This window comes from Arenibaculum pallidiluteum (genome assembly GCF_017355985.1).
GTDB classification, from domain to species: Bacteria; Pseudomonadota; Alphaproteobacteria; order Azospirillales; family Azospirillaceae; genus Arenibaculum; species Arenibaculum pallidiluteum.
Genome location: NZ_JAFIQU010000001.1, coordinates 46,264 through 64,806, shown reverse-complemented (window position 1 = coordinate 64,806; position 18,543 = coordinate 46,264). Strand labels below are relative to the sequence as shown.

The following is an 18,543-nucleotide window of genomic DNA, read 5'->3' as shown; positions in this document are numbered from 1 at the left end:
AGCAAGCGCCCCGCGCTAAGTTAAGTTTTTGGGAATCGCGAACTCCTCGAGCCGTCCCGCGCCCGGCGCCAGGTCGGCCCAGGACTCGATGCCGAAGGACAGACTGGCGAGGCCTCCCGTCGGGAACTTCTCGGCCACGCGCTCCAGCAGGCCGGGCGCGGCCGAGCCCGCCAAGGCCAGGGTCAGGTTCTGGAGATCCGGGTTGTGCGCGACCAGAAGCACCGAGCCGACGGCTTCCGGAAGGGAACGCAGGCGGTCCAGCAGGGCCCGGTCGCCGCAGAGATAGAGGCCGGCTTCCCGTTCCAGCGGCGGCGCCGGGCCTTCGAGCTGCGCCAGCACGATGGTCGCGGTGTCGACGGCGCGGCGCGCCGTCGAACACAGCACGAGATCGGTCCTGAAGTCCTGGCGCGCCAGGTGGCGGCCCATCAGCGTGGCCGCGCGGGCGCCGCGCGGCGCCAGCGGCCGGTCGTGGTCGGCGAGGCCAGCGTCGTCCCAGGCCGACTTGGCATGGCGCAGCAGATGCAGGAGTTTCATCGTCCTCGCCTGTTGATGGCCCATGCGGAAGCGGGAGGGTTTACAAGAAAGGCCGCACTGTCCCACAAACGTAACGGTGGGATCATATCCTGAATGCCGCCTTTCAGAGAACGCGCCGAGGATGACGTGACCATCGCGCCCGAGATCGACACGCAGAAGATCGACAGAACCTCCCAGGACCGCTTCATCAACCGTGAGCTGTCGTGGCTGGCCTTCAACCAGCGTGTCCTGGAGGAATCCGACAACGCCAACCACCCGCTGCTCGAGCGTCTGCGGTTCCTGTCGATTTCCGCCAGCAACCTCGACGAGTTCTACATGGTGCGCGTCGCGGGGCTCAAGGCGCAGGTCGCCGCGGGCGTGACGACGATCTCGGCCGATGGGCTGACGCCCGTGCAGCAGCTGCAGGCCGTGAACCAGCGCGTGATCGAGCTGATGCGCGACCAGCAGCACCGCTGGCGCGCGCTGCGCCAGGAGATGCGCGAGAACGGCATCGCGGTCGTCGACCCCTCGGAGCTCACCGACAGCGAGATGGAGTGGCTGGAGCGCCGCTTCATGGAGGACATCTTCCCGATCCTGACGCCGGTGGCGGTGGATCCGGCGCATCCGTTCCCCTTCATCCCGAACCTGGGCTTCGGGCTGGTGCTCCAGCTCGTGGATCCGGACCGCGCCCATGCGCTGGACGCGCTGATCATGCTGCCCCAGCAGCTCGACCGCTTCATCCGGCTTCCGGGCTCGGACGTCCGCTTCGTCCTGATCGAGCAGACCGTCCTGCTGTTCCTCAGCAAGATCTTCCCGGCACCGTTCAAGCTGACCGGACACGGCGTCTTCCGGATCCTCCGGGACAGCGAGGTCGAGATCGACGAGGAGGCCGAGGACCTCGTCCGCACCTTCGAGACCGCCCTGAAGCGCCGGCGGCGCGGCAGCGTGATCCGGCTCGCCGTGAACGCGGGCATGTCGCCGGACTTGCGGGACTTCCTGCGTGCACAGTTCCGCGTGTCTGACGAGGACGTCTTCGTGCTTCAGGGGCTGCTGGGTCTGTCCGAAACCCGGAACCTGATCATCGACGAGCGTCCCGACCTGATCTTCCCGCCCTACAATGCTCGCTTCCCCGAGCGCATTCGCGACTTCGGCGGGGACTGCTTCGCGGCGATTCGACACAAGGACATCGTCGTCCATCACCCCTACGAGAGCTTCGACGTCGTGGTGCAGTTCCTGCGGCAGGCTGCGCGGGACCCGCAGGTCGTCGCGATCAAGCAGACGCTGTACCGGACCTCGAAGAACTCGCCCATCGTCGCGGCGCTGATCGAGGCGGCCGAGGCCGGAAAGTCGGTCACCGCCATGGTGGAGCTGAAGGCCCGCTTCGACGAGGAGGCGAACATCCAGTGGGCGCGCGACCTCGAGCGGGCGGGCGCACAGGTCACCTACGGCTTCGTCGACCTGAAGACGCACGCCAAGGTATCGCTCGTCGTCCGGCGCGAGCAGAAGGGGCTGCGCTCCTACGTGCATTTCGGGACCGGCAACTATCACCCGATCACCGCCAAGATCTACACGGACCTGTCCTTCTTCACCTGCGATCCCGCGCTGTGCCACGACGCTGCGGTGATGTTCAACTTCATGACCGGCTATGCCACGCCGAAATCCCTGGAGAAGCTGGCGATCGCACCGCTGACGCTGCGCGAGCGGCTAATGGGTCTGATCGATGCCGAGATCGCGCATGTCCGCGAGGGGCGGCCGGGCCACATCTGGGTGAAGCTGAACTCTCTCGTCGACGCGGGGGTGATCGACAAGCTCTACGAGGCGTCTCAGGCCGGCGTGCAGATCGACATGATCGTCCGCGGCATCTGCTGCCTGCGGCCGGGCGTCCAGGGCCTCTCGGACAACATCAAGGTCAAGAGCATCGTCGGGCGCTTCCTCGAGCACGGGCGGGTCATCTGCTTCGGCAACGGGGAGCGGCTGCCCTCGGCGGATGCGCTCGTCTTCATCTCATCGGCCGACTGGATGCCGCGGAACCTCGACCGGCGGATCGAGACGCTGGTGCCCATAGAGAACCCGACCGTCCACCAGCAGGTACTCGACCAGATCATGGTCGCCAACCTAAAGGACGAGACCTCCACCTGGTGGCTCGCGCCGGATGGTTCCTACCGAAGGGACGCGACGGGAAGCCGCGCCTTCAGCGCCCACGAGTACTTCATGACCAACCCCAGCCTTTCGGGGCGGGGCAGTGCCCTGTCCGAGGCGCGGCAGCCGCCGCGCCTCGTCCTCAAGTCGGTCCAGTAGGGAAGCGTCTCAGGTCATGCCGGAGCCCATCCAGAATCCCGCCGCCCTTCCCGGCACCGGCGGAAACGGCCGCATCGCGGTGATCGACATTGGCTCGAACTCCATGCGGCTGGTGGTCTATGCGGGCCTGTGCCGGTCGCCGGTGCCGCTTTTCAACGAGAAGATCATGTGCGGCCTCGGCAGGACGGTCGAGCGGACCGGCATGCTGAACCCCGAAGGGGTGCAGCTGGCGCTCGACAACCTGACCCGGTTCCGCTTCCTGATCGAGGCCATGGACGTGGAGCGCGTGGACGTGCTGGCCACGGCCGCCGTCCGAGACGCCTCCGACGGCCCGGCCTTCGTGCGCGAGATCAAGCGCTTGGCCGGGTTCGATGTGCGGACCATCGCGGGCGAGGAGGAGGCGCGGCTCTCCGCGCTGGGCGTTCTTTCCGGGACTCCGGACGCCAACGGCGTCATGGGCGACCTCGGCGGGGGCAGCCTGGAACTCGTCGGGCTCCAGGACGGCGTCATCGGCGACACGCAGGTGACGCTGCCGCTGGGTCCGCTGCGGCTTTCCGAGGCGGCCGGTGGCCGGGCCCAGGCGGCCCTGCGGATCGTGGACGAGCACCTGGAGCGCCAGGGCTGGCTCGGCGCCTGGCGCGGGCGGACCTTCTACCCCGTCGGCGGAAGCTGGCGCGCCCTGGCCAAGCTGCACATGGAGCAGACGAACCACCCAGTCCACATCATCCACCACTACGAGGTCGATACCGGTGCCCTGCGCGACTTCCTGTCGCTGATCGTGAAGCAGAGCCGGTCCTCGCTGGAGAAGGCCAAAGTGTCGCGGCGGCGGCTCGAGACGCTGCCCTTCGCCGCGCTGGTGCTGGAGCGCGCCCTGCGGGCGGCCGCCCCGTCGCGGGTCGTGTTCTCGGCCCACGGGCTGCGCGAGGGGTTGCTGTACGAATGGCTCACGCCCGAGGAGCGGCGGCACGACCCTCTGCTGAGCGCCTGCCGCGACGTGGCGGAGCGCTACGGGCGGTTCAGCGTAGGGACGGCCCTGAGCCACTGGACCGACGCGCTGTTTCCGGGCGAGGACACGGCCTCCGCGCGCCTGCGCTATGCCGCCTGCCTGCTGAGCGACCTCGGCTGGGCCGAGCATCCCGACTACAGGGCCGAGCATACCTTCCTGCGTGTCCTTCGGATGCCCGTCTCGGGCATCGACCATGCCGAGCGCGTCTTCCTCGCGATGACGTCGTATGTCCGCTACGCGGGAGCGCTGGACGACGCGGTGGTCGGCCGCGTGCGCGGCCTCGCGGGCGACGCCCATGCGGCCCGAGCCCTGGTGCTCGGCTTGGCGCTCCGCTTGGCCCACACGGTGACGGGCGGCGCCACGAACCTGCTGCAGCGCACCAACCTCGTGCTCGGCGACGAGCGCTTGACGCTGAGCCTGCCCGAGGATTCCGCCTGCCTCGTCGGCGAGGTGGTGGAACGCCGGCTTGATGCCCTGGCCAAGTCGCTCGGCCGGACCGGGGCGATCGCCTACGTTCCGCGGCCCCAGGCTGCCTGAGTCGCGGCCCGGCCGGGCCGTCCTGAAAGAGAAGGGCCGGCGCGGGATGTCTCCCGCGCCGGCCCATGTCCCGTCCGGAGACGGGAGCGCCGTCAGTCGGCGAAGGTGCCTGCCGCCTCGATGATCGGCTTCCAGCGTGCGATCTCGGCGCGCAGGTGCTGGTCGTGGGCGGCCGGGGTGGCGCGCTCCTTGGGCTCGGGCGTGGTGCCGAGCTCGGCGAAGCGGGCGATCACGGTCTGGTCGGCCAGCGCCGTCTGGAGCGCGCCCGAGAGCTTCTCGACCACCGGCGCGGGCGTGCCCTTCGGGGCATAGACGCCGTGCCACACGCCGACCGTCATGCCGGCAAGGCCGGCCTCGGCCACCGTCGGAAGGTCGCCCAGCGACGCGAGCCGGTCCTTCGTCGTCACGGCGTACGCCTTGATGGCATTGCCCTTGATCTGGCCCGTCGTGTTGGTGGTCTGGTCGCACATCAGGTCCACCTGGCTGCCGACCAGATCGTTCATGGCCGGGCCGGTCCCCTTGTAGGGAACGGTGGTGAGCTGCGTCTTGATGGCGTCCTGGAACAGCATGCCGCAGAGATGCGAGGCCGAGCCCACGCCCGCATTGGCCAGCGTGACCTTGTCCTTGTTGGCCTTCACGTACTCGACGAGCTCCTTCATGTCCTTCGCCGGAAAGTCCTTGCGGGCGACGATGGTCATGGGCACGTCGGTGACGAGGCCGACGGTCTGGAAGTCCTCGAGCGTCTTGTAGGGCAGCTTGCGGTACAGCGTGGCGGAGGTCGCCTGGCCGATATGGTGCAGCAGCACGGTATAGCCGTCGGGTTCGGCCTTCGCGACGCGGCCGGCGCCGAGGGTGCCGCCAGCGCCGCCGACATTCTCGACAACCACCTGCTGGCCGAGGGTCTGGCTCATGGACTGGGCGATCAGGCGGGCCACGGTATCAGTCGGGCCGCCAGCCGCGAAGGGGACCACCATGGTGACCGGGCGCGTCGGGTAGTTCTGGGCCATGGCCGGCCCCGCGAGAACCGAAAGGCCGACGGCGGCCAGGGCAATCGATCTGAACGTCATGTTTCCTCCCAGTTTTGGATTGGTAGCGGTTTCGGGACGATGCCGGAGGCCGTCGACGGCTCCGGCCGGGCGCAGGGCGGTTGCTGATCACTCCTGGAACGCTTCCTTGCGCCGCTTCTTGACGCTCGGCATCACAACCAGCAGCAGCAGCGCCGCCGCGACGAGCAGCAGGCCCAGGCTGATCGGCCGGTTGAGAAACACCATGGGGTCTCCCCGGGAGATCAGCAAGGAGCGCCGCAGGTTTTCCTCCATCAGCGGGCCGAGCACGAAGGCCAGCATCAGCGGGGCCGGCTCGAAGCCGAACTTGGTCAGCCCGTAGCCGACGAGACCGAAGAAGGCCACGCCCAGCACGTCGACGTAGGAGTTGTTCACCGTGAAGACGCCGATGCAGCAGAACAGCAGGATCGCCGGGTACAGAAGGCGGTAGGGCACCATCAGCAGCCGGACCCAGAGTCCGATCATGGGCAGGTTGATGACCACCAGCATGGCGTTGCCGAGCCACATGCTCGCAATCATGCCCCAGAACAGCTGGGGGTTTGTGTCCATTACCTGCGGTCCTGGGATGATCCCCTGGATCGTCATGGCGCCGACCATCAGGGCCATCACCGGGTTCGGCGGGATGCCGAGGGTGAGCAGCGGGATAAACGAGGTCTGCGCGCCAGCATTGTTGGCGGCTTCGGGGCCTGCCACCCCCTCGACGGCGCCGCGCCCGAAGCGTTGCGGCTCGCGCGCGATCTTCTTTTCGAGGGTGTAGGAGGCATAGGGCGCCAGCACGGCGCCGTTCCCGGGAAGGATCCCGAGGACCGAGCCCAGGAATGTGCCGCGCAGCACCGGCGCGGCCGAGGTCTTGATGTCCTGCCAGGTCGGAAGCAGCCCGCGGATCTTGGCGCCGAGCACGCCGCGCTCTTCGGGGTTCTCCAGGTTGCGGATGATCTCCGCGACTCCGAAGAGCCCGATCGCGAGCACCGTGAAGTTGATGCCGTCGGCGAGCTGCGGGATGTCGAAGGTCATGCGCGGCGTGCCGGTCTCGATATCCGATCCCACCGCCCCGAGCAGCAGGCCCAGGATGATCATCGCCACGGCCTTGACGATAGAGCCGCTGGCCAGGACCGTCGCGCCGACCAGGCCGAGCACCATCAGCGCGAAGTACTCGGGCGCGCCGAACTCCTTCGCGACGCTCGCCAGGATCGGGCCGAGGATCGCGACGGCAAGGGTGGCCACGCAGCCCGCGAAGAAGGACCCCAGCGCCGCGATGCCGAGGGCGGCCCCGGCGCGGCCCTGGCGCGCCATCTGGTGGCCGTCCAGCGTGGTCACGACCGAGGAGGTCTCGCCCGGCATGTTGACCAGGATCGCAGTGGTGGAGCCCCCGTACTGTGCGCCGTAGTAGATGCCGGCCAGCATGATCAGGGCGCCCGTTGCGTCCAGGCTGAAGGTCAGCGGCAGCAGCATCGCGATCGTCGCGATGGGGCCGAGCCCCGGCAGCACGCCGATCATGGTGCCGACCAGCGCGCCGATCAGGCAGAGGCCGAGATTGAGGGGCGTCAGCGCGACGCCCATCCCCATCGCGAGATTGCCGAGAACGTCCATGGATCAGAGCCTCGGCCAGATGGGGAGCGGAAGGTTCAGGGCGATCGGGAACAGGATCACGGAGAAGACGAGCATCCCCGCCGTGAACAGCAGAACCTCGCGCCATCTGAGATCGTGGGACGCCAGCGCGCTCACGAGCATCAGCGCCGCGCCCGAGAGCACGAGTCCCAGCGTCCGGATCGCGAAGGCGAAGATCACGATGGCCCCGAGGACGAGGACCAGGTTCTTCACCCTCCAGCGCTCGAGTCCATCGCCATGCACTACGACCGAGCCCGCCATCAGCACGAGCCCGAAGAAGCCGAGCAGGAAGGCGAGGAGCCGCGGATAGTAGCCGGGTCCCATCCGCATGGCCGTGCCGACCGAGAGGTCCTGGATCTGCCAGAGAGCCAGCGCGGCGATTGCCAGGAGAACGAGCCCTCCGGCGAAGTTCCGGGGGCTCCTGATCCCAAGGCCGGCGGCGGGGACCTTCATCTGCGGAGGCGGCATGGACACGATCTCCGTTCGCAGGATGGGACCGGATCCGGGCGCGCGCCCTCGGACTCGGACCAGGTTACGGCCTTGGCGATGTACCAAGGCGCAGCTTCGTCGACAATTGTCGATATCCCGGCATCCGAGCGCAAACGGAATGATCATTCCGTATGAACGCCATCCGTATGAATAAATCAGTCCTGCTGCACGGCCAGGGGGACAAGCTTCACCCGCTTGCGCTCGATCGCAAGCGCCAGCCGTCCGTTCTTCAGCGCCAGCGCGTCCTCGCCGAATAGCTCCCGTCTCCAGCCCTTGAGCGCCGGCACGTCCGCCTGGTCGTCCGCCGCGATGGCCTCAAGGTCGCCGCCATTGGCGACGAGCTTGGGCGCCACCTCCTGGTCCTCGCAGCGCATCTTCAGGAGCACCCGGAGAAGGTCGACGATCGGTGCCAGGCCAGGGGGCGGCTCGATCCGCGGCTCGACGGTGGGGCATTCGGCCGCAGGCGTCTCCAGGCCGCGCTTCACGGCGGCAAGGAGTTCGGTGCCCCAGCGCCCCTCTGCCACGCTGCGGCCGAGGCCCCGCGTCCGCGCAAGATCATCGACCGTAGTGGGCGCGTGGGCCGCGATCTCCAGCAGCGCCTCGTCGCGCAGGACGCGGGCGCGGGGCAGGTCCTTGCGCTGTGCCTCGCGCTCGCGCCAGGCCGCGATCTCGCGCAGGACGGCGAGGAAGCGCGGCTTGTCCGTCCGGACCTTGAGCCGCCGCCACGCCTCCTCGGGGGCGACGGTGTAGGTGCCGGGGTCCGTCAGCACCGCCATCTCCTCCTCAAGCCAGGGTGCGCGCCCAGTCTTCTGGAGCTTGCGGCGGAGCTTCTCGTAGGCTGGACGGAGATGCGTCACGTCCGAGAGCGCGTACTGGAGCTGGCGCTCCGTCAGCGGGCGCTGGGACCAGTCGGTGAAGCGGCTGGATTTGTCCACCCGTGCCCCGGCGAGCTTGGAGATCAGCGTCTCGTAGCCGACGCTCTCGCCGAAGCCGCAGACCATGGCAGCGACCTGGGTGTCGAAGATCGGGTGCGGGACGTGGCCGGAGAGATGCACGAAGATCTCGACGTCCTGCCGGGCTGCGTGGAAGACCTTGAGCACCGCCGGATCGACCATCAGCTCGAAGAGAGGGGCCAGGTCGATTCCCTCGGCCATGGGGTCGACGATGGCTGCTTCGTCCGGTCCGGCGAGCTGCACGAGGCAGAGCTTGGGCCAAAAGGTCCTCTCGCGCATGAACTCGGTGTCGACGGTCACGTACTCGGCCGTGCGCAGCCGCTGGCAGAGGGATGCGAGATCTTCGGTGGTGCTGATCGGCGTCATGATCGGTTCATACAACAGCCGCGGGTAAGGGCGAAGGGGAAAGCCGCGCGGGCGCTTGACAAACAAGTGCCGGGCGTGTGGTCTGCGCACCCTGTCCCCTCCCGACGTGATGAAGACGCCGGAGCGGGCCGGCTTCCTGCCGGGTCCGTCCGGTCCCGACCCCAAGGTGCGCGATACAATGCATCCCTACCGGACCCACACCTGCGGCGCGCTGCGCCAGGACGATGCCGGCTCGACGGTCCGCCTGTCGGGCTGGATCCACCGCAAGCGCGATCACGGGCAACTGCTGTTCATCGACCTGCGCGACCACTACGGCGTCACGCAGTGCGTCGTCGACAGCTCGAACCCGACCATGAAGCGCCTCGAGGAGCTGCGGGTCGAGAGCGTGATCACGGTGACCGGGCAGGTGGTCAGGCGGTCGGACGATACCGTCAACGACAAGCTGCCGACCGGCGAGATCGAGGTCCGCGTCCGCGAGCTCGTGGTGCAGAGTGCGGCCGACCAGGTGCCGCTCCAGGTCAACAGCGACCAGGATGCCGGCGAGGAGATGCGGCTGCGCTACCGCTTCCTCGACCTTCGCCGCGAGAAGATGCAGCAGAACATCGTCCTGCGCTCGCAGGTGATCGCCTCCATGCGGCGGCGGATGATCGAGCAGGGCTTCACAGAGTTCCAGACGCCGATCCTGACGGCATCGAGCCCCGAGGGCGCGCGAGACTTCCTGGTGCCCAGCCGGATGCACCCCGGCAAGTTCTACGCACTGCCCCAGGCGCCGCAGCAGTTCAAGCAGCTCCTGATGATCGCCGGCTTCGACCGGTACTTCCAGATCGCGCCCTGCTTCCGGGACGAGGACAGCCGCGCCGATCGCTCTCCGGGCGAGTTCTACCAGCTCGACTTCGAGATGAGCTTCGTGACGCAGGAGGACGTCTTCGCGGCGATCGAGCCCGTGCTGCACGGCGTCTTCGAGGAATTCGGGGCCTTCCGCCGCCCGACCCAGCCGGCGATCACGCCCTATCCGTTCCCGCGGATCCCCTTCGCGGAGTCGATGCTGAAATACGGCAACGACAAGCCGGACCTGCGGAACCCGCTGGTGATCACCGACGTCACCGAGGTGTTCGCGCGCAGCGACGTCGAGTTCAAGGCCTTCCGCTCGGTGATCGACCTGGGCGGCGTGGTCCGCGCGATCCGCGCGCCGAAGGTCTCTGAGCGGCCCCGCAGCTTCTTCGACAAGCTCAACGATTGGGCCCGTGGCCTGGGCGCGCCCGGCCTCGGCTACATCGTCTTCGAGGCCGCGGGCGGGAAGGGGCCCATTGCCAAGTTCGTGCCCGAGGCCGCCCAGGCGCGCCTGCGCGAGGTGGCGGGCTGCGAGGACGGCGACGCCGTCTTCTTCGTCTGCGACAAGGAGGCCGCGGCTGCCAAGCTTGCCGGCTTCGCCCGCACGCGCATCGGCGAGGAGCTGGACCTCATCGAGAAGAACGCCTTCCGCTTCTGCTGGATCACCGACTTCCCGATGTACGAGCGGGACGAGGAGACCGGGAAGATCGACTTCAGCCACAACCCGTTCTCCATGCCCCAGGGCGGGCTGGAGGCGCTGGAGACGATGGACCCGCTCGCGATCAAGGCCTTCCAGTACGACATCGTGTGCAACGGAATCGAGCTGTCCTCGGGCGCCATCCGGAACCATCTGCCCGAGGTCATGTACAAGGCCTTCTCGATCGCCGGCTATTCGGCGGAGGAGCTGGAAGCGCGCTTCGGCGGCATGCTGTCCGCGCTGAAGCTGGGGGCCCCGCCGCACGGCGGCTCGGCCCCGGGCGTCGACCGTATCGTGATGCTCCTGGCCGAGGAGCCGAACATCCGCGAGGTCATCGCCTTCCCGCTGAACCAGAAGGCCGAGGATCTCCTGATGCAGGCGCCGTCGCCCGTGGCGCCCGAGCGCCTGCGCGAGCTCCACATCAAGCCGGACCTGCCGAAGCCCCGCAAGGACGGCGCCGCCTGACAGGCGGCGCCCCTCCGCAGGGGGCGTGTCGTCCGATCCTCAGCCGCCGCGCTTGGCCACCACCATGGCCAGGTCGGCGGCTGCCAGCACCGAGGCGGCATCGTCGCCGGCGCCGTAGTGGCACCAGCCGAAGGTCGCGCGCAGCGGGATTTTCTCCCCCTCGATCGTCAGCTCTGCCGCCTCGAACCGGCGGATCAGGTCCTGGGCCAGGCGAATGCCCGGCGCCTTGTCCACGCGCGTCAGCAGCACGCAAAACTCGTCGCCTCCGATCCGCGCCACGATGTCCGTGGGGCGGGCGGCGGCACACAGGGCCTGGGCGCTGCGCAGCAGGAACGCATCGCCCGCGGCGGCGCCCATCCGGGCGTTCAGCAGATGCAGATCGTCGAGGTCGAGGACCAGCGCGAGGCCACCGTCGCCCGGCGCCGCGCCCGCCTGCCCGATCTCGCGCTCGAGTTCCGCCAGCAAGGCTCGGCGGTTGTAGAGGCCAGTCTGATCGTCGGAATAGAGCTGCGCCTCGAGCTGAGCGACGCGCAGCCGGAGCTCGCTGATCGTGCGCTCGGCCTCGTCAGCCCGGGACAGCGCACGGGTGAGCCGCAGCCAGCGCGCCGAGCCGGGGCTGGGAAGCGCCTCGACCTCCTCGTCGACGGTCTCGCCCAGCGGCAGGACGGCCTCGTGCAGGAAGGCGTGAGCGGGCTGTAAAAGGGTCATGATGCTCCCTCGCTTGTCGGGGGAGCAGCAAAGCAAGGCCCGTACCAGATGCCGGAGCCGCGAGCTGCCTCGGGTCCGGCACGGTGCAGGGCAAAAGCTGCCGGGGAGGAGGGACGAATCCTGCCCGGTCAGGCCACCGCGTCGGGAGGTTCCTGCCCCCTGAAGAAGGCGTCGAGATTGTCCAGCGCCCGGAAGCCCATGGCATTCCGCGTCTCGATCGTTGCGCTGCCGAGATGGGGTAGCAGGAAGGTGTTCGGCAGGGTGGGGTAGGCGGGGTCCAGGGCGGGTTCGCCGGTGAAGACGTCCAGCCCGGCCGCTGCGAGCTTGCCGCTGCGCAGCGCCGCGATCAGCGCCGCATCCTCGATCACGGGACCGCGCGCGGTGTTGACGACAATGGCGCCGTCCGGGAGCAGCGCAATCCTCCTGGCGTCCAGCCAGTGCCGCGTCTCCGGGGTGAGCGGAAAGTGGATCGTCAGGAAATCCGCCAGGGGCAGCATGGCTTCTGCCTCTGCGTGGAAGACCGCGCCCTGCTCCTCGGCCGGCGGAAGCCGGCGCCGGTTTGAGTAGTGGATCTCCATCCCGAAGGCCCGCGCCCGGTGCGCCACCGCCTGGCCGATGCGGCCCATGCCGAGCACCGCCAGGCGCTTGCCCGTGAGCTGCACGCCCAGGAGCTGGGTCGGCGTCCAGCCGGTCCAGGCGCGCTCGCGGATCAGCCGCTCGCCCTCGTGGGCGCGGCGCGCTGCGCCCAGCATCAGAAGCAGCGCGATCTCGGCCGTGGCCTCGGTCAGGACGTCCGGGGTGTTGGTGACACGGATCCCGCGGGCGCGGGCGGCGGCGAGGTCGATGTGGTCGGTTCCCACGGAGAAGGTCGCAAGGATGCGCACGCTCTCGGGCAGCGCCGCCACGGCCGCCGAGTCCAGCCGGTCGCCCGCCGTCACCAGGATTCCGTCGCAGCCCGCCGCGCGCGCCGCCAGCGCCGCGCCGTCCAGCGCCACGTCCTCGCGGTTCGGGATCGCGTCGTAATCGCGCGCGGCGCGGGCCTCGACCGCGTCGGGCAGCCGGCGGCTCAGCAGAAGGCGCGGCTTGGCCGCTCGGCCGTTCGGGTTAGCGGACATCGGTCGGGACCTCCCCTCGAAAAAGCATTGCGCCGGTCGAATCTTGAACGCGACAATAGCAGCGTCCCCGACTGGATCCATCGACGTGAAGATCAGCAGACCCGACCGCATGCCCGTCAAGCCCGCCGCCGTCCTGGCGTGCCTGCTGGCGTTCACCGCGCCCGCCACGGCCGTCGAGATCGCGCCGCACCGGGCGGTCTACAAGATGAGCCTGACCTCGGTGCGCAGCAGCGCCAACGTCGCCGACGTCCAGGGGAAGATGCTCTTCGAATGGGCCGACGCCTGCGACGGCTGGACCATCGACCAGCGCTTCCAGCTCGACTTCGCCTATGCCGAGGGCGACCGCGTCGCCATGACGACCAACTACGTCACCTGGGAGGCCAAAGACGGGTCCGCCTACCGCTTCAACGTCCGCAAGCTCGTGAACGGCCAGCTCGACGAGGAGCTGCGCGGCGAGGCCGAGATGGGCGCTGAGGGCGGCGTCGCGCGCTATGCGAAGCCCAAGGAGGCAGAGGTGCGGCTCCCGGCCGGGACCATGTTCCCGACGCTCCACACCATCGCGATGCTGCGGCATGCCATGGCCGGGGACAAGGTCTTCGGGACCATGGTCTTCGACGGCTCCGACGAGGAGGGGCTGACTGAGATCAACGCCGCGGTCGGCCTGGGTGTCCAGGGACAGGCCCCGCCCGAGGGCGTCGAGCCGAGCGATCTGCTGCAGGGCCGCCACTGGCCGGTCCGCTTGGCCTTCTTCCCGCCGTCGAGCACCGCGGCGGCACCGGAATACGAGATGAGCATGGACCTGCTCGAGAACGGCGTCGCTCGCTCGATGCAGATCGACTACGGCGACTTCACGGTCTCCGCCAAGCTCGAGAAGGTCGAGAGGATCGGCAAGCCCGGCTGCTGATGGCGCGGCGTGCTCAGCGCGGCTTCGTCGGAGGCAGGGACCGCCCCTTGACGATGGCCGCTTCTCCCTGGCGGGCGCGGATCGCATCCATGGCGTGCTCGACCCGTGCCCGGCGGTCGCGCTCGGCATCGAGCAGGTCGCCGAGCCTGCCGGGCGCGCCATCATCAAGATCCGTGCAGCCGACGCCGATGAGCCTGAAGGCACGCCCGTCGGCCTCCTTTTCCAGGAGCGGAAGGGCCGCGCGGTAGATCTCCTCGGCGAGCTGCGTCGCGGTATCCAGTCGGCGCGAGCGCGTCAGCAGGTGGAAATCCGCGGTCTTCAGCTTCAGCACCACGGAATGGCCGTGATGGCCGCCGGCCTTCATCCGGCGGGCGACGGTCTCGCACAGCGGCCAGAGCCGGCGCGCAAGTTCCTCGGCATCGGTGAGGTCGCGGTTGAAGGTCGTTTCGGCCGAGACGCTCTTGGTAGCCTCGTCGGGTTCCACGCGGCGGTCGTCCTGGCCGCGGGCGAAGCGGTGCAGGCGCCGCCCCATCGCGCCGAAGCGCGAGACCAGCCAATGCTCGTCCCGTTCGCGGATGTCGCCGATGGTCTCGATTCCCTCGATCTCCAGGCGGCGCTCCAGCGCCTTTCCGACGCCCCAGATCAGGGAGACCGGCTGCGGCGCCAGGAAGGACTCGGCCTCGGCGCGGCCGATCGCGCGGAAGCCGCGGGGCTTGTCGAGGTCCGAGGCGATCTTCGCGAGGAACTTGTTGTAGCTGAGCCCGATGGAGGCGGTGATGCCCAGCTCCTGCTCGAGCCGGCGCACCAGACGAACGAGGCTTCTGGCCGGGCTGCCGCCGAGCAGCCGCTCGGTGCCCGAGAGGTCCAGGAACGCCTCGTCGATGGAGATCGGCTCAACCAGGGGGGTCAGCGCGGTCATCATGCCGCGCACCTGCCGGCCCACCGCGGCGTACTTGCGCATGTCCGGGGGGATCACCACCGCATCGGGGCAGAACTCCAGGGCCTTGAACATCGGCATTGCGGAGCGCACGCCGTAAAGGCGGGCGACGTAGCAGCAGGCCGCCACCACCCCGCGGCGCCCGCCGCCGACGATCACCGGCTTGTCGGCGAGCTTGGGGTTGTCGCGCTTCTCGACGCTGGCATAGAAGGCATCGCAGTCCACATGGGCGATGGCGAGGTCGTCGAGCTCGGGATGGCGCACGGTGCGGCGGCTCCGGCATGCAGGGCAGCGTGAGCCGGGGCCGGCGGCGAAGGCCGCCGCGCAGTCCCGGCACAGCGTCGGCATGGAGGAGTCGGAAGCGGCTGGCGAACCGGTGTTCATCAGGGCATGATGCCATGGCTGCGGACCGCGTGCATGGGCCCGCAAAGATTCGTTAGGTAACCTCGCCTTAACCTTCACTCCTTAGAACGATCTGATGGGTTGTTTATAGCCGGCCCGGCGTGAATCGCCGCGGATCGGAGGAGGGGCGGATGTCGGTTGAAGGGCACGGCGGCGCCGGCACCGCAGAAGCGGTTGCAGGCACCAAGCGCGTCCTGATCGTGGAGGACAACGAGCTCAACATGAAGCTCTTCCACGATCTGCTCGAAGCCCATGGCTATGCCACCCTCCAGACGAAGGACGGCATGGAGGCGCTTCGGCTCGCGCGCCAGCACCGGCCCGATCTGATCCTGATGGACATCCAGCTGCCCGAGGTGTCGGGGCTGGAGGTCACGAAGTGGATCAAGGAGGACGACGAACTCCGCAAGATCCCCATCATTGCCGTCACCGCCTTCGCAATGAAGGGCGACGAGGAGAAGATTCGGGAAGGCGGCTGCGAGGACTACATCGCGAAGCCCATCTCGGTCGCCAAGTTCCTCGAGACGGTTCACCGCTTCCTGAGCTGACCGCTCGGGAGTAGCGCCAGCGCTGAGGTCCAATGTCGGCTCGCGTTCTCGTCGTCGATGACGTCCTGCCCAACGTGAAGCTGCTCGCGGCGAAGCTGATGCGCGAGTACTTCGACGTCGTCACCGCCTACAACGGTCCCGAGGCGCTGGAGCGCATCAAGCGCGACGCGCCGGACATCGTGCTGCTCGACGTGATGATGCCGGGCATGGACGGCTTCGAGGTCTGCGAGCGCATCCGTAACGATCCCGCCACCATGCACATCCCGGTGGTGATGATCACCGCCCTGTCCGATGCGGCCGACCGCGTCCGCGGGCTGGAGGCCGGCGCCGACGATTTCCTGACCAAGCCCGTGAACGACGTGGCCCTCTTCGCCCGCGTGCGTTCGCTCGTCCGGCTGAAGATGATGATGGATGAGTGGCGCCTGCGCGAGAGCACCTCGGGCCAGTTCGGGATCCTGGACAATGCGCCCATGGTCGGCGCCGAGACGCCCAACGGCGCGCGGGTGCTGGTCGTCGAGGACAGCGCCATCGACTTCGACAAGGTGGCCGAGACGCTGAAGCGCGACGATGATTCCGTCGTTCCAGCCGAGACCTGCGCCCACGGTCTAGATCTCGCGCTGGGCGAGGAGTTCGACCTGATCGTGATCAGCCTGACGCTGATCGAGGAGGACGGGCTCCGCCTGTGCTCGCAGCTGCGGAGCCACGAGCGCACGCGTCAGACGCCGGTCCTGCTGATCGCGGACGAGGGCGACATGGGTCGCGTCGCGAAGGGGCTGGAGCTTGGCGCCAACGACTACCTGCTGAAGCCCATCGACCGCAACGAGCTGCTGGCTCGGGTTCGCACCCAGGTCCGGCGCAAGCGCTATCACGACCGCCTGCGCCAGAACTACGAGCAGAGCCTTTCCATGGCGCTGACGGACAGCCTGACGGGCGTGTTCAACCGACGCTATCTCAGCGCGCACCTGCCGCGTCTGCTGGAGCGCAGCCGCGAGAACAACAAGCCCGTCGCCTGCCTGATGTTCGACATCGACCACTTCAAGCTCGTCAACGACTCCTACGGCCATGCCGTCGGCGACGAGGTGCTGAAGGAGGTCGCGAACCGTGCCAATCGGAACCTCCGCAACTTCGACCTGGTGGCCCGCACCGGCGGCGAGGAGTTCGTCGTGGTGATGCCGGACGCCGACCGGGACACGGCCGTGACGGTCGCCGAGAGGCTGCGCCATCGCATTGGGGACGAGCCCATCGTCGTGACCGCGCCGGTGGGCCGCATCACGGTGACAATCAGCATCGGGGTCGCCGTCACCCACGACGTCTCCGATTCCGTCGAGATGCTGATGAAGCGGGCGGACGACGCGCTGTACCAGGCCAAGCGCGAGGGCCGGAACCGGACCGTCTCGGCGGGCGAGGGGACCGTGGTCCTGCCGGCCTGAGGGATCCGCGCCGGCGCGCTGTCGCCGGCCGCCGGGAAGGCACCCCGGAGACGAACGCCAGAAACACGAAAGGCCGCCCCGAAGGGCGGCCTTTCGCGTTCGTACGGAGAGGAAGCTTACTTGATCTTCGCTTCCTTGAACGGCACGTGCTTGCGCACGACCGGGTCGTACTTGCTGAACTCGAGCTTTTCGGTGGTCTTCCGAGGGTTCTTCTTCTTGACGTAGAAGAAGCCGGTGCCCGCCGAGCTCACGAGCTTGATCAGAACGGTGTTCGCTTTCGCCATGACTGAGAATCCCGTGTTCGGCCGCACGATCCCAGGCTAGCGCAGACCCGGCGGAACGGCGTAGAGCGGGGAAAATACCCAAGGGCGCCTGGAAGTCAAGCCCAAGAGGGCCGAAACGGCTCGAATCCCGCGCATTCGACAGGCATGGACGGCGGCAAGTCCGCCGCCGTCCCGCCGCCGTTCGGCTCTGGAACCCGCATCAGCCCTGCGGCTGCGGTTCCGGCCCCGACTCCGGTCCCTCGGAGCGGCGCCGCCGCTCGGCCAGGAACTCGTCGAACTCGGCCTTGTCGCGCGCGAAGCGCAGGCGGTCCAGGAACTCCCTGAACTCCCGCTGCTCGTCCTCAAGGCGCCGCAAGGTCTGCTCGCGGTACTCGTCGAAGGCGCGGTTGCCGCTCGACCGGCCATGGCTACTCCAGCCGTGGGCCGAGTGCCGCCACCCGTTGCCCCAACGGCCACGCTTCCAGCATCCCATCCTTCCGCTCCATATCAAGTAGGCCAGGATCGCGAGGCCTACGGGCCAGAACACGGCGAAGCCGAGGATCATGAGCCCGATCCAGGCGGGCTTGCCGATCTCGTCCAGTCTCGCGGCCAGTTCCATCGTCGCCTCACCATGTAAATGTTAATCACATTCACATACTTGGCCCCGTGTCGCCCCCTGTCAAGGGACGGGCACGAGAATCCGTGGAAATCCGCCCGGCCTGTCCTTCAGATCAGGGGGAGGCTGGAGATTCGGGCGCGCCCTGGGATGCGCCCCGGGAGTCGCCGAGGCCTAGCCCCTGCAGGTAGACCAGCACGCCGGCCTCCAGCAGGTCCTCGGGGCTCATCGGCAGCGAGCGCCGCGCGGCGTCGCCCCGGCTGAAGAGAGAGGCGATGCCGTGCGATAGCGCCCAGGCGTGGAGTGCCACCATCATCGCCGGGGGGCGGCTGGCCTTGGGCATGCGGGCGCAAAGGACCTCGGCGGCACGGCGCAGCACCGCGAAGGCCTTGTCGCCGGCCTGCAGGAGCTCGGGATGGGAGGCCAGCGGCAGCCCAGCCTCGAACATGGCGGAATAGTGGGCGGGCTCCTCCCGCGCGAAGGCGAGATAGGCGTGGCCGAGCGCCGCGAAGGCGGTCATCGGGTCCGGCCGCCCCTCGTCCCAAGCGCGGACGAGGCGCGTCTCGAAACGCTCGAAGCCCTGGCGCGCCACGTCGGCCATCAGCTCGTCGCGGTCGCGGAAGTGCCGGTACGGGGCGGCCGGGCTGACGCCGGCCGCGCGGGCCGCTTCGGCGAAGGTAAAGCCCGATGGGCCCTTCTCGGCGATGAGGTCGAGCGCCGCCCGGATCAGCGCTTCCCGCAGGTTGCCGTGGTGATAGCCGCGGCGCTCCATCTCGCTCACCGTGCCTGACGTGGG

General features: G+C 68.6%; 17 protein-coding genes. 6 read left to right on the top strand and 11 right to left on the bottom strand.

Annotated elements, in window-relative coordinates; genetic code table 11:
• Nucleotides 1-15 precede the first annotated feature (15 nt).
• Nucleotides 16-534, bottom strand: coding sequence for a SixA phosphatase family protein (locus tag JUB13_RS00305; protein WP_207476209.1), 519 nt, complete (start codon nt 532-534; stop codon nt 16-18).
• Between the two features lie 93 nt (nt 535-627).
• Between JUB13_RS00305 and JUB13_RS00300 the strand changes: the two genes are divergently transcribed.
• Nucleotides 628-2,811, top strand: a complete 2,184-nt coding sequence (locus JUB13_RS00300; RefSeq protein WP_207476207.1) for an RNA degradosome polyphosphate kinase — start codon at nt 628-630, stop codon at nt 2,809-2,811.
• A 16-nt stretch (nt 2,812-2,827) separates the two neighbouring features.
• Nucleotides 2,828-4,354, top strand: a complete 1,527-nt coding sequence (locus JUB13_RS00295) for a Ppx/GppA family phosphatase (RefSeq protein WP_207476205.1) — start codon at nt 2,828-2,830, stop codon at nt 4,352-4,354.
• Between the two features lie 92 nt (nt 4,355-4,446).
• On the opposite strand, the gene JUB13_RS00290 is transcribed toward JUB13_RS00295, so the two are convergent.
• From JUB13_RS00290 to rnd, 4 genes are all read right to left on the bottom strand, one after another.
• Nucleotides 4,447-5,421 (bottom strand): tripartite tricarboxylate transporter substrate binding protein BugD, encoded by a 975-nt coding sequence (locus tag JUB13_RS00290; protein ID WP_207476203.1) that lies wholly within the window; start codon nt 5,419-5,421, stop codon nt 4,447-4,449.
• A gap of 87 nt (nt 5,422-5,508) precedes the next feature.
• Complete coding sequence (locus JUB13_RS00285) at nt 5,509-7,008, bottom strand: tripartite tricarboxylate transporter permease (protein WP_207476201.1); 1,500 nt, start codon at nt 7,006-7,008, stop codon at nt 5,509-5,511.
• Nucleotides 7,009-7,011: 3 nt separating this feature from the next.
• Complete coding sequence (locus JUB13_RS00280) at nt 7,012-7,494, bottom strand: tripartite tricarboxylate transporter TctB family protein (protein ID WP_207476200.1); 483 nt, start codon at nt 7,492-7,494, stop codon at nt 7,012-7,014.
• A gap of 176 nt (nt 7,495-7,670) precedes the next feature.
• Entirely contained in the window at nt 7,671-8,834 is a 1,164-nt protein-coding gene (rnd, locus tag JUB13_RS00275) for a ribonuclease D (RefSeq protein WP_207476198.1), read from the bottom strand.
• A gap of 178 nt (nt 8,835-9,012) precedes the next feature.
• On the opposite strand from rnd, the gene aspS reads away from it, so the two are divergent.
• The gene (gene aspS / locus JUB13_RS00270) at nt 9,013-10,827 is read left to right on the top strand and encodes an aspartate--tRNA ligase (RefSeq protein ID WP_207477387.1); all 1,815 of its coding nucleotides are present in this window, start codon (nt 9,013-9,015) and stop codon (nt 10,825-10,827) included.
• A 39-nt stretch (nt 10,828-10,866) separates the two neighbouring features.
• On the opposite strand, the gene JUB13_RS00265 is transcribed toward aspS, so the two are convergent.
• Nucleotides 10,867-11,535 carry a GGDEF domain-containing protein gene (locus JUB13_RS00265; protein WP_207476196.1) on the bottom strand — a complete coding sequence of 223 codons (669 nt, stop codon included), beginning with the start codon at nt 11,533-11,535 and terminating at the stop codon, nt 10,867-10,869.
• Between the two features lie 128 nt (nt 11,536-11,663).
• Nucleotides 11,664-12,650 carry a 2-hydroxyacid dehydrogenase gene (locus JUB13_RS00260; RefSeq protein WP_207476194.1) on the bottom strand — a complete coding sequence of 329 codons (987 nt, stop codon included), beginning with the start codon at nt 12,648-12,650 and terminating at the stop codon, nt 11,664-11,666.
• A gap of 85 nt (nt 12,651-12,735) precedes the next feature.
• Here JUB13_RS00260 and JUB13_RS00255 point away from each other — a divergent pair, with 85 nt between their 5' ends.
• On the top strand, nt 12,736-13,554 hold the full coding sequence (locus tag JUB13_RS00255; RefSeq protein ID WP_328702832.1) for a cell envelope integrity EipB family protein: 819 nt from the start codon (nt 12,736-12,738) through the stop codon (nt 13,552-13,554).
• Nucleotides 13,555-13,567: 13 nt separating this feature from the next.
• On the opposite strand, the gene JUB13_RS00250 is transcribed toward JUB13_RS00255, so the two are convergent.
• Nucleotides 13,568-14,839: a DNA polymerase IV gene (locus JUB13_RS00250; RefSeq protein WP_207477385.1), complete on the bottom strand. Its 1,272-nt coding sequence runs from the start codon at nt 14,837-14,839 to the stop codon at nt 13,568-13,570.
• 185 nt (nt 14,840-15,024) lie between these two features.
• Here JUB13_RS00250 and JUB13_RS00245 point away from each other — a divergent pair, with 185 nt between their 5' ends.
• A complete protein-coding gene (locus tag JUB13_RS00245) occupies nt 15,025-15,438 on the top strand; it encodes a response regulator (RefSeq protein ID WP_207476192.1) in 414 nt (137 codons plus the stop codon).
• A 32-nt stretch (nt 15,439-15,470) separates the two neighbouring features.
• On the top strand, nt 15,471-16,868 hold the full coding sequence (locus JUB13_RS00240; protein WP_207476190.1) for a PleD family two-component system response regulator: 1,398 nt from the start codon (nt 15,471-15,473) through the stop codon (nt 16,866-16,868).
• Between the two features lie 116 nt (nt 16,869-16,984).
• Here JUB13_RS00240 and rpmG read toward each other — a convergent pair whose 3' ends face one another.
• The 3 genes from rpmG to JUB13_RS00225 form a co-directional block, all read right to left on the bottom strand.
• Nucleotides 16,985-17,152: a 50S ribosomal protein L33 gene (rpmG, locus tag JUB13_RS00235; protein WP_207476188.1), complete on the bottom strand. Its 168-nt coding sequence runs from the start codon at nt 17,150-17,152 to the stop codon at nt 16,985-16,987.
• Nucleotides 17,153-17,351: 199 nt separating this feature from the next.
• Nucleotides 17,352-17,750 (bottom strand): DUF2852 domain-containing protein, encoded by a 399-nt coding sequence (locus JUB13_RS00230; protein ID WP_207476186.1) that lies wholly within the window; start codon nt 17,748-17,750, stop codon nt 17,352-17,354.
• A 112-nt stretch (nt 17,751-17,862) separates the two neighbouring features.
• Nucleotides 17,863-18,519 (bottom strand): TetR/AcrR family transcriptional regulator, encoded by a 657-nt coding sequence (locus tag JUB13_RS00225; RefSeq protein WP_207477384.1) that lies wholly within the window; start codon nt 18,517-18,519, stop codon nt 17,863-17,865.
• Nucleotides 18,520-18,543 lie beyond the last annotated feature (24 nt).

Excerpts from the sequence above, each read along its gene's own strand:
- JUB13_RS00305 (WP_207476209.1), bottom strand. The coding sequence starts at position 534 with ATGAAACTCCTGCATCTGCTGCGCCATGCCAAGTCGGCCTGGGACGAC.
- JUB13_RS00300 (WP_207476207.1), top strand. The coding sequence starts at position 628 with ATGCCGCCTTTCAGAGAACGCGCCGAGGATGACGTGACCATCGCGCCC.
- JUB13_RS00295 (WP_207476205.1), top strand. The coding sequence starts at position 2,828 with ATGCCGGAGCCCATCCAGAATCCCGCCGCCCTTCCCGGCACCGGCGGA.
- JUB13_RS00290 (WP_207476203.1), bottom strand. The coding sequence starts at position 5,421 with ATGACGTTCAGATCGATTGCCCTGGCCGCCGTCGGCCTTTCGGTTCTC.
- JUB13_RS00285 (WP_207476201.1), bottom strand. The coding sequence starts at position 7,008 with ATGGACGTTCTCGGCAATCTCGCGATGGGGATGGGCGTCGCGCTGACG.
- JUB13_RS00280 (WP_207476200.1), bottom strand. The coding sequence starts at position 7,494 with ATGCCGCCTCCGCAGATGAAGGTCCCCGCCGCCGGCCTTGGGATCAGG.
- rnd (WP_207476198.1), bottom strand. The coding sequence starts at position 8,834 with ATGACGCCGATCAGCACCACCGAAGATCTCGCATCCCTCTGCCAGCGG.
- aspS (WP_207477387.1), top strand. The coding sequence starts at position 9,013 with ATGCATCCCTACCGGACCCACACCTGCGGCGCGCTGCGCCAGGACGAT.
- JUB13_RS00265 (WP_207476196.1), bottom strand. The coding sequence starts at position 11,535 with ATGACCCTTTTACAGCCCGCTCACGCCTTCCTGCACGAGGCCGTCCTG.
- JUB13_RS00260 (WP_207476194.1), bottom strand. The coding sequence starts at position 12,650 with ATGTCCGCTAACCCGAACGGCCGAGCGGCCAAGCCGCGCCTTCTGCTG.
- JUB13_RS00250 (WP_207477385.1), bottom strand. The coding sequence starts at position 14,839 with ATGCCGACGCTGTGCCGGGACTGCGCGGCGGCCTTCGCCGCCGGCCCC.
- JUB13_RS00245 (WP_207476192.1), top strand. The coding sequence starts at position 15,025 with ATGTCGGTTGAAGGGCACGGCGGCGCCGGCACCGCAGAAGCGGTTGCA.
- JUB13_RS00240 (WP_207476190.1), top strand. The coding sequence starts at position 15,471 with ATGTCGGCTCGCGTTCTCGTCGTCGATGACGTCCTGCCCAACGTGAAG.
- rpmG (WP_207476188.1), bottom strand. The coding sequence starts at position 17,152 with ATGGCGAAAGCGAACACCGTTCTGATCAAGCTCGTGAGCTCGGCGGGC.
- JUB13_RS00230 (WP_207476186.1), bottom strand. The coding sequence starts at position 17,750 with ATGGAACTGGCCGCGAGACTGGACGAGATCGGCAAGCCCGCCTGGATC.
- JUB13_RS00225 (WP_207477384.1), bottom strand. The coding sequence starts at position 18,519 with ATGGAGCGCCGCGGCTATCACCACGGCAACCTGCGGGAAGCGCTGATC.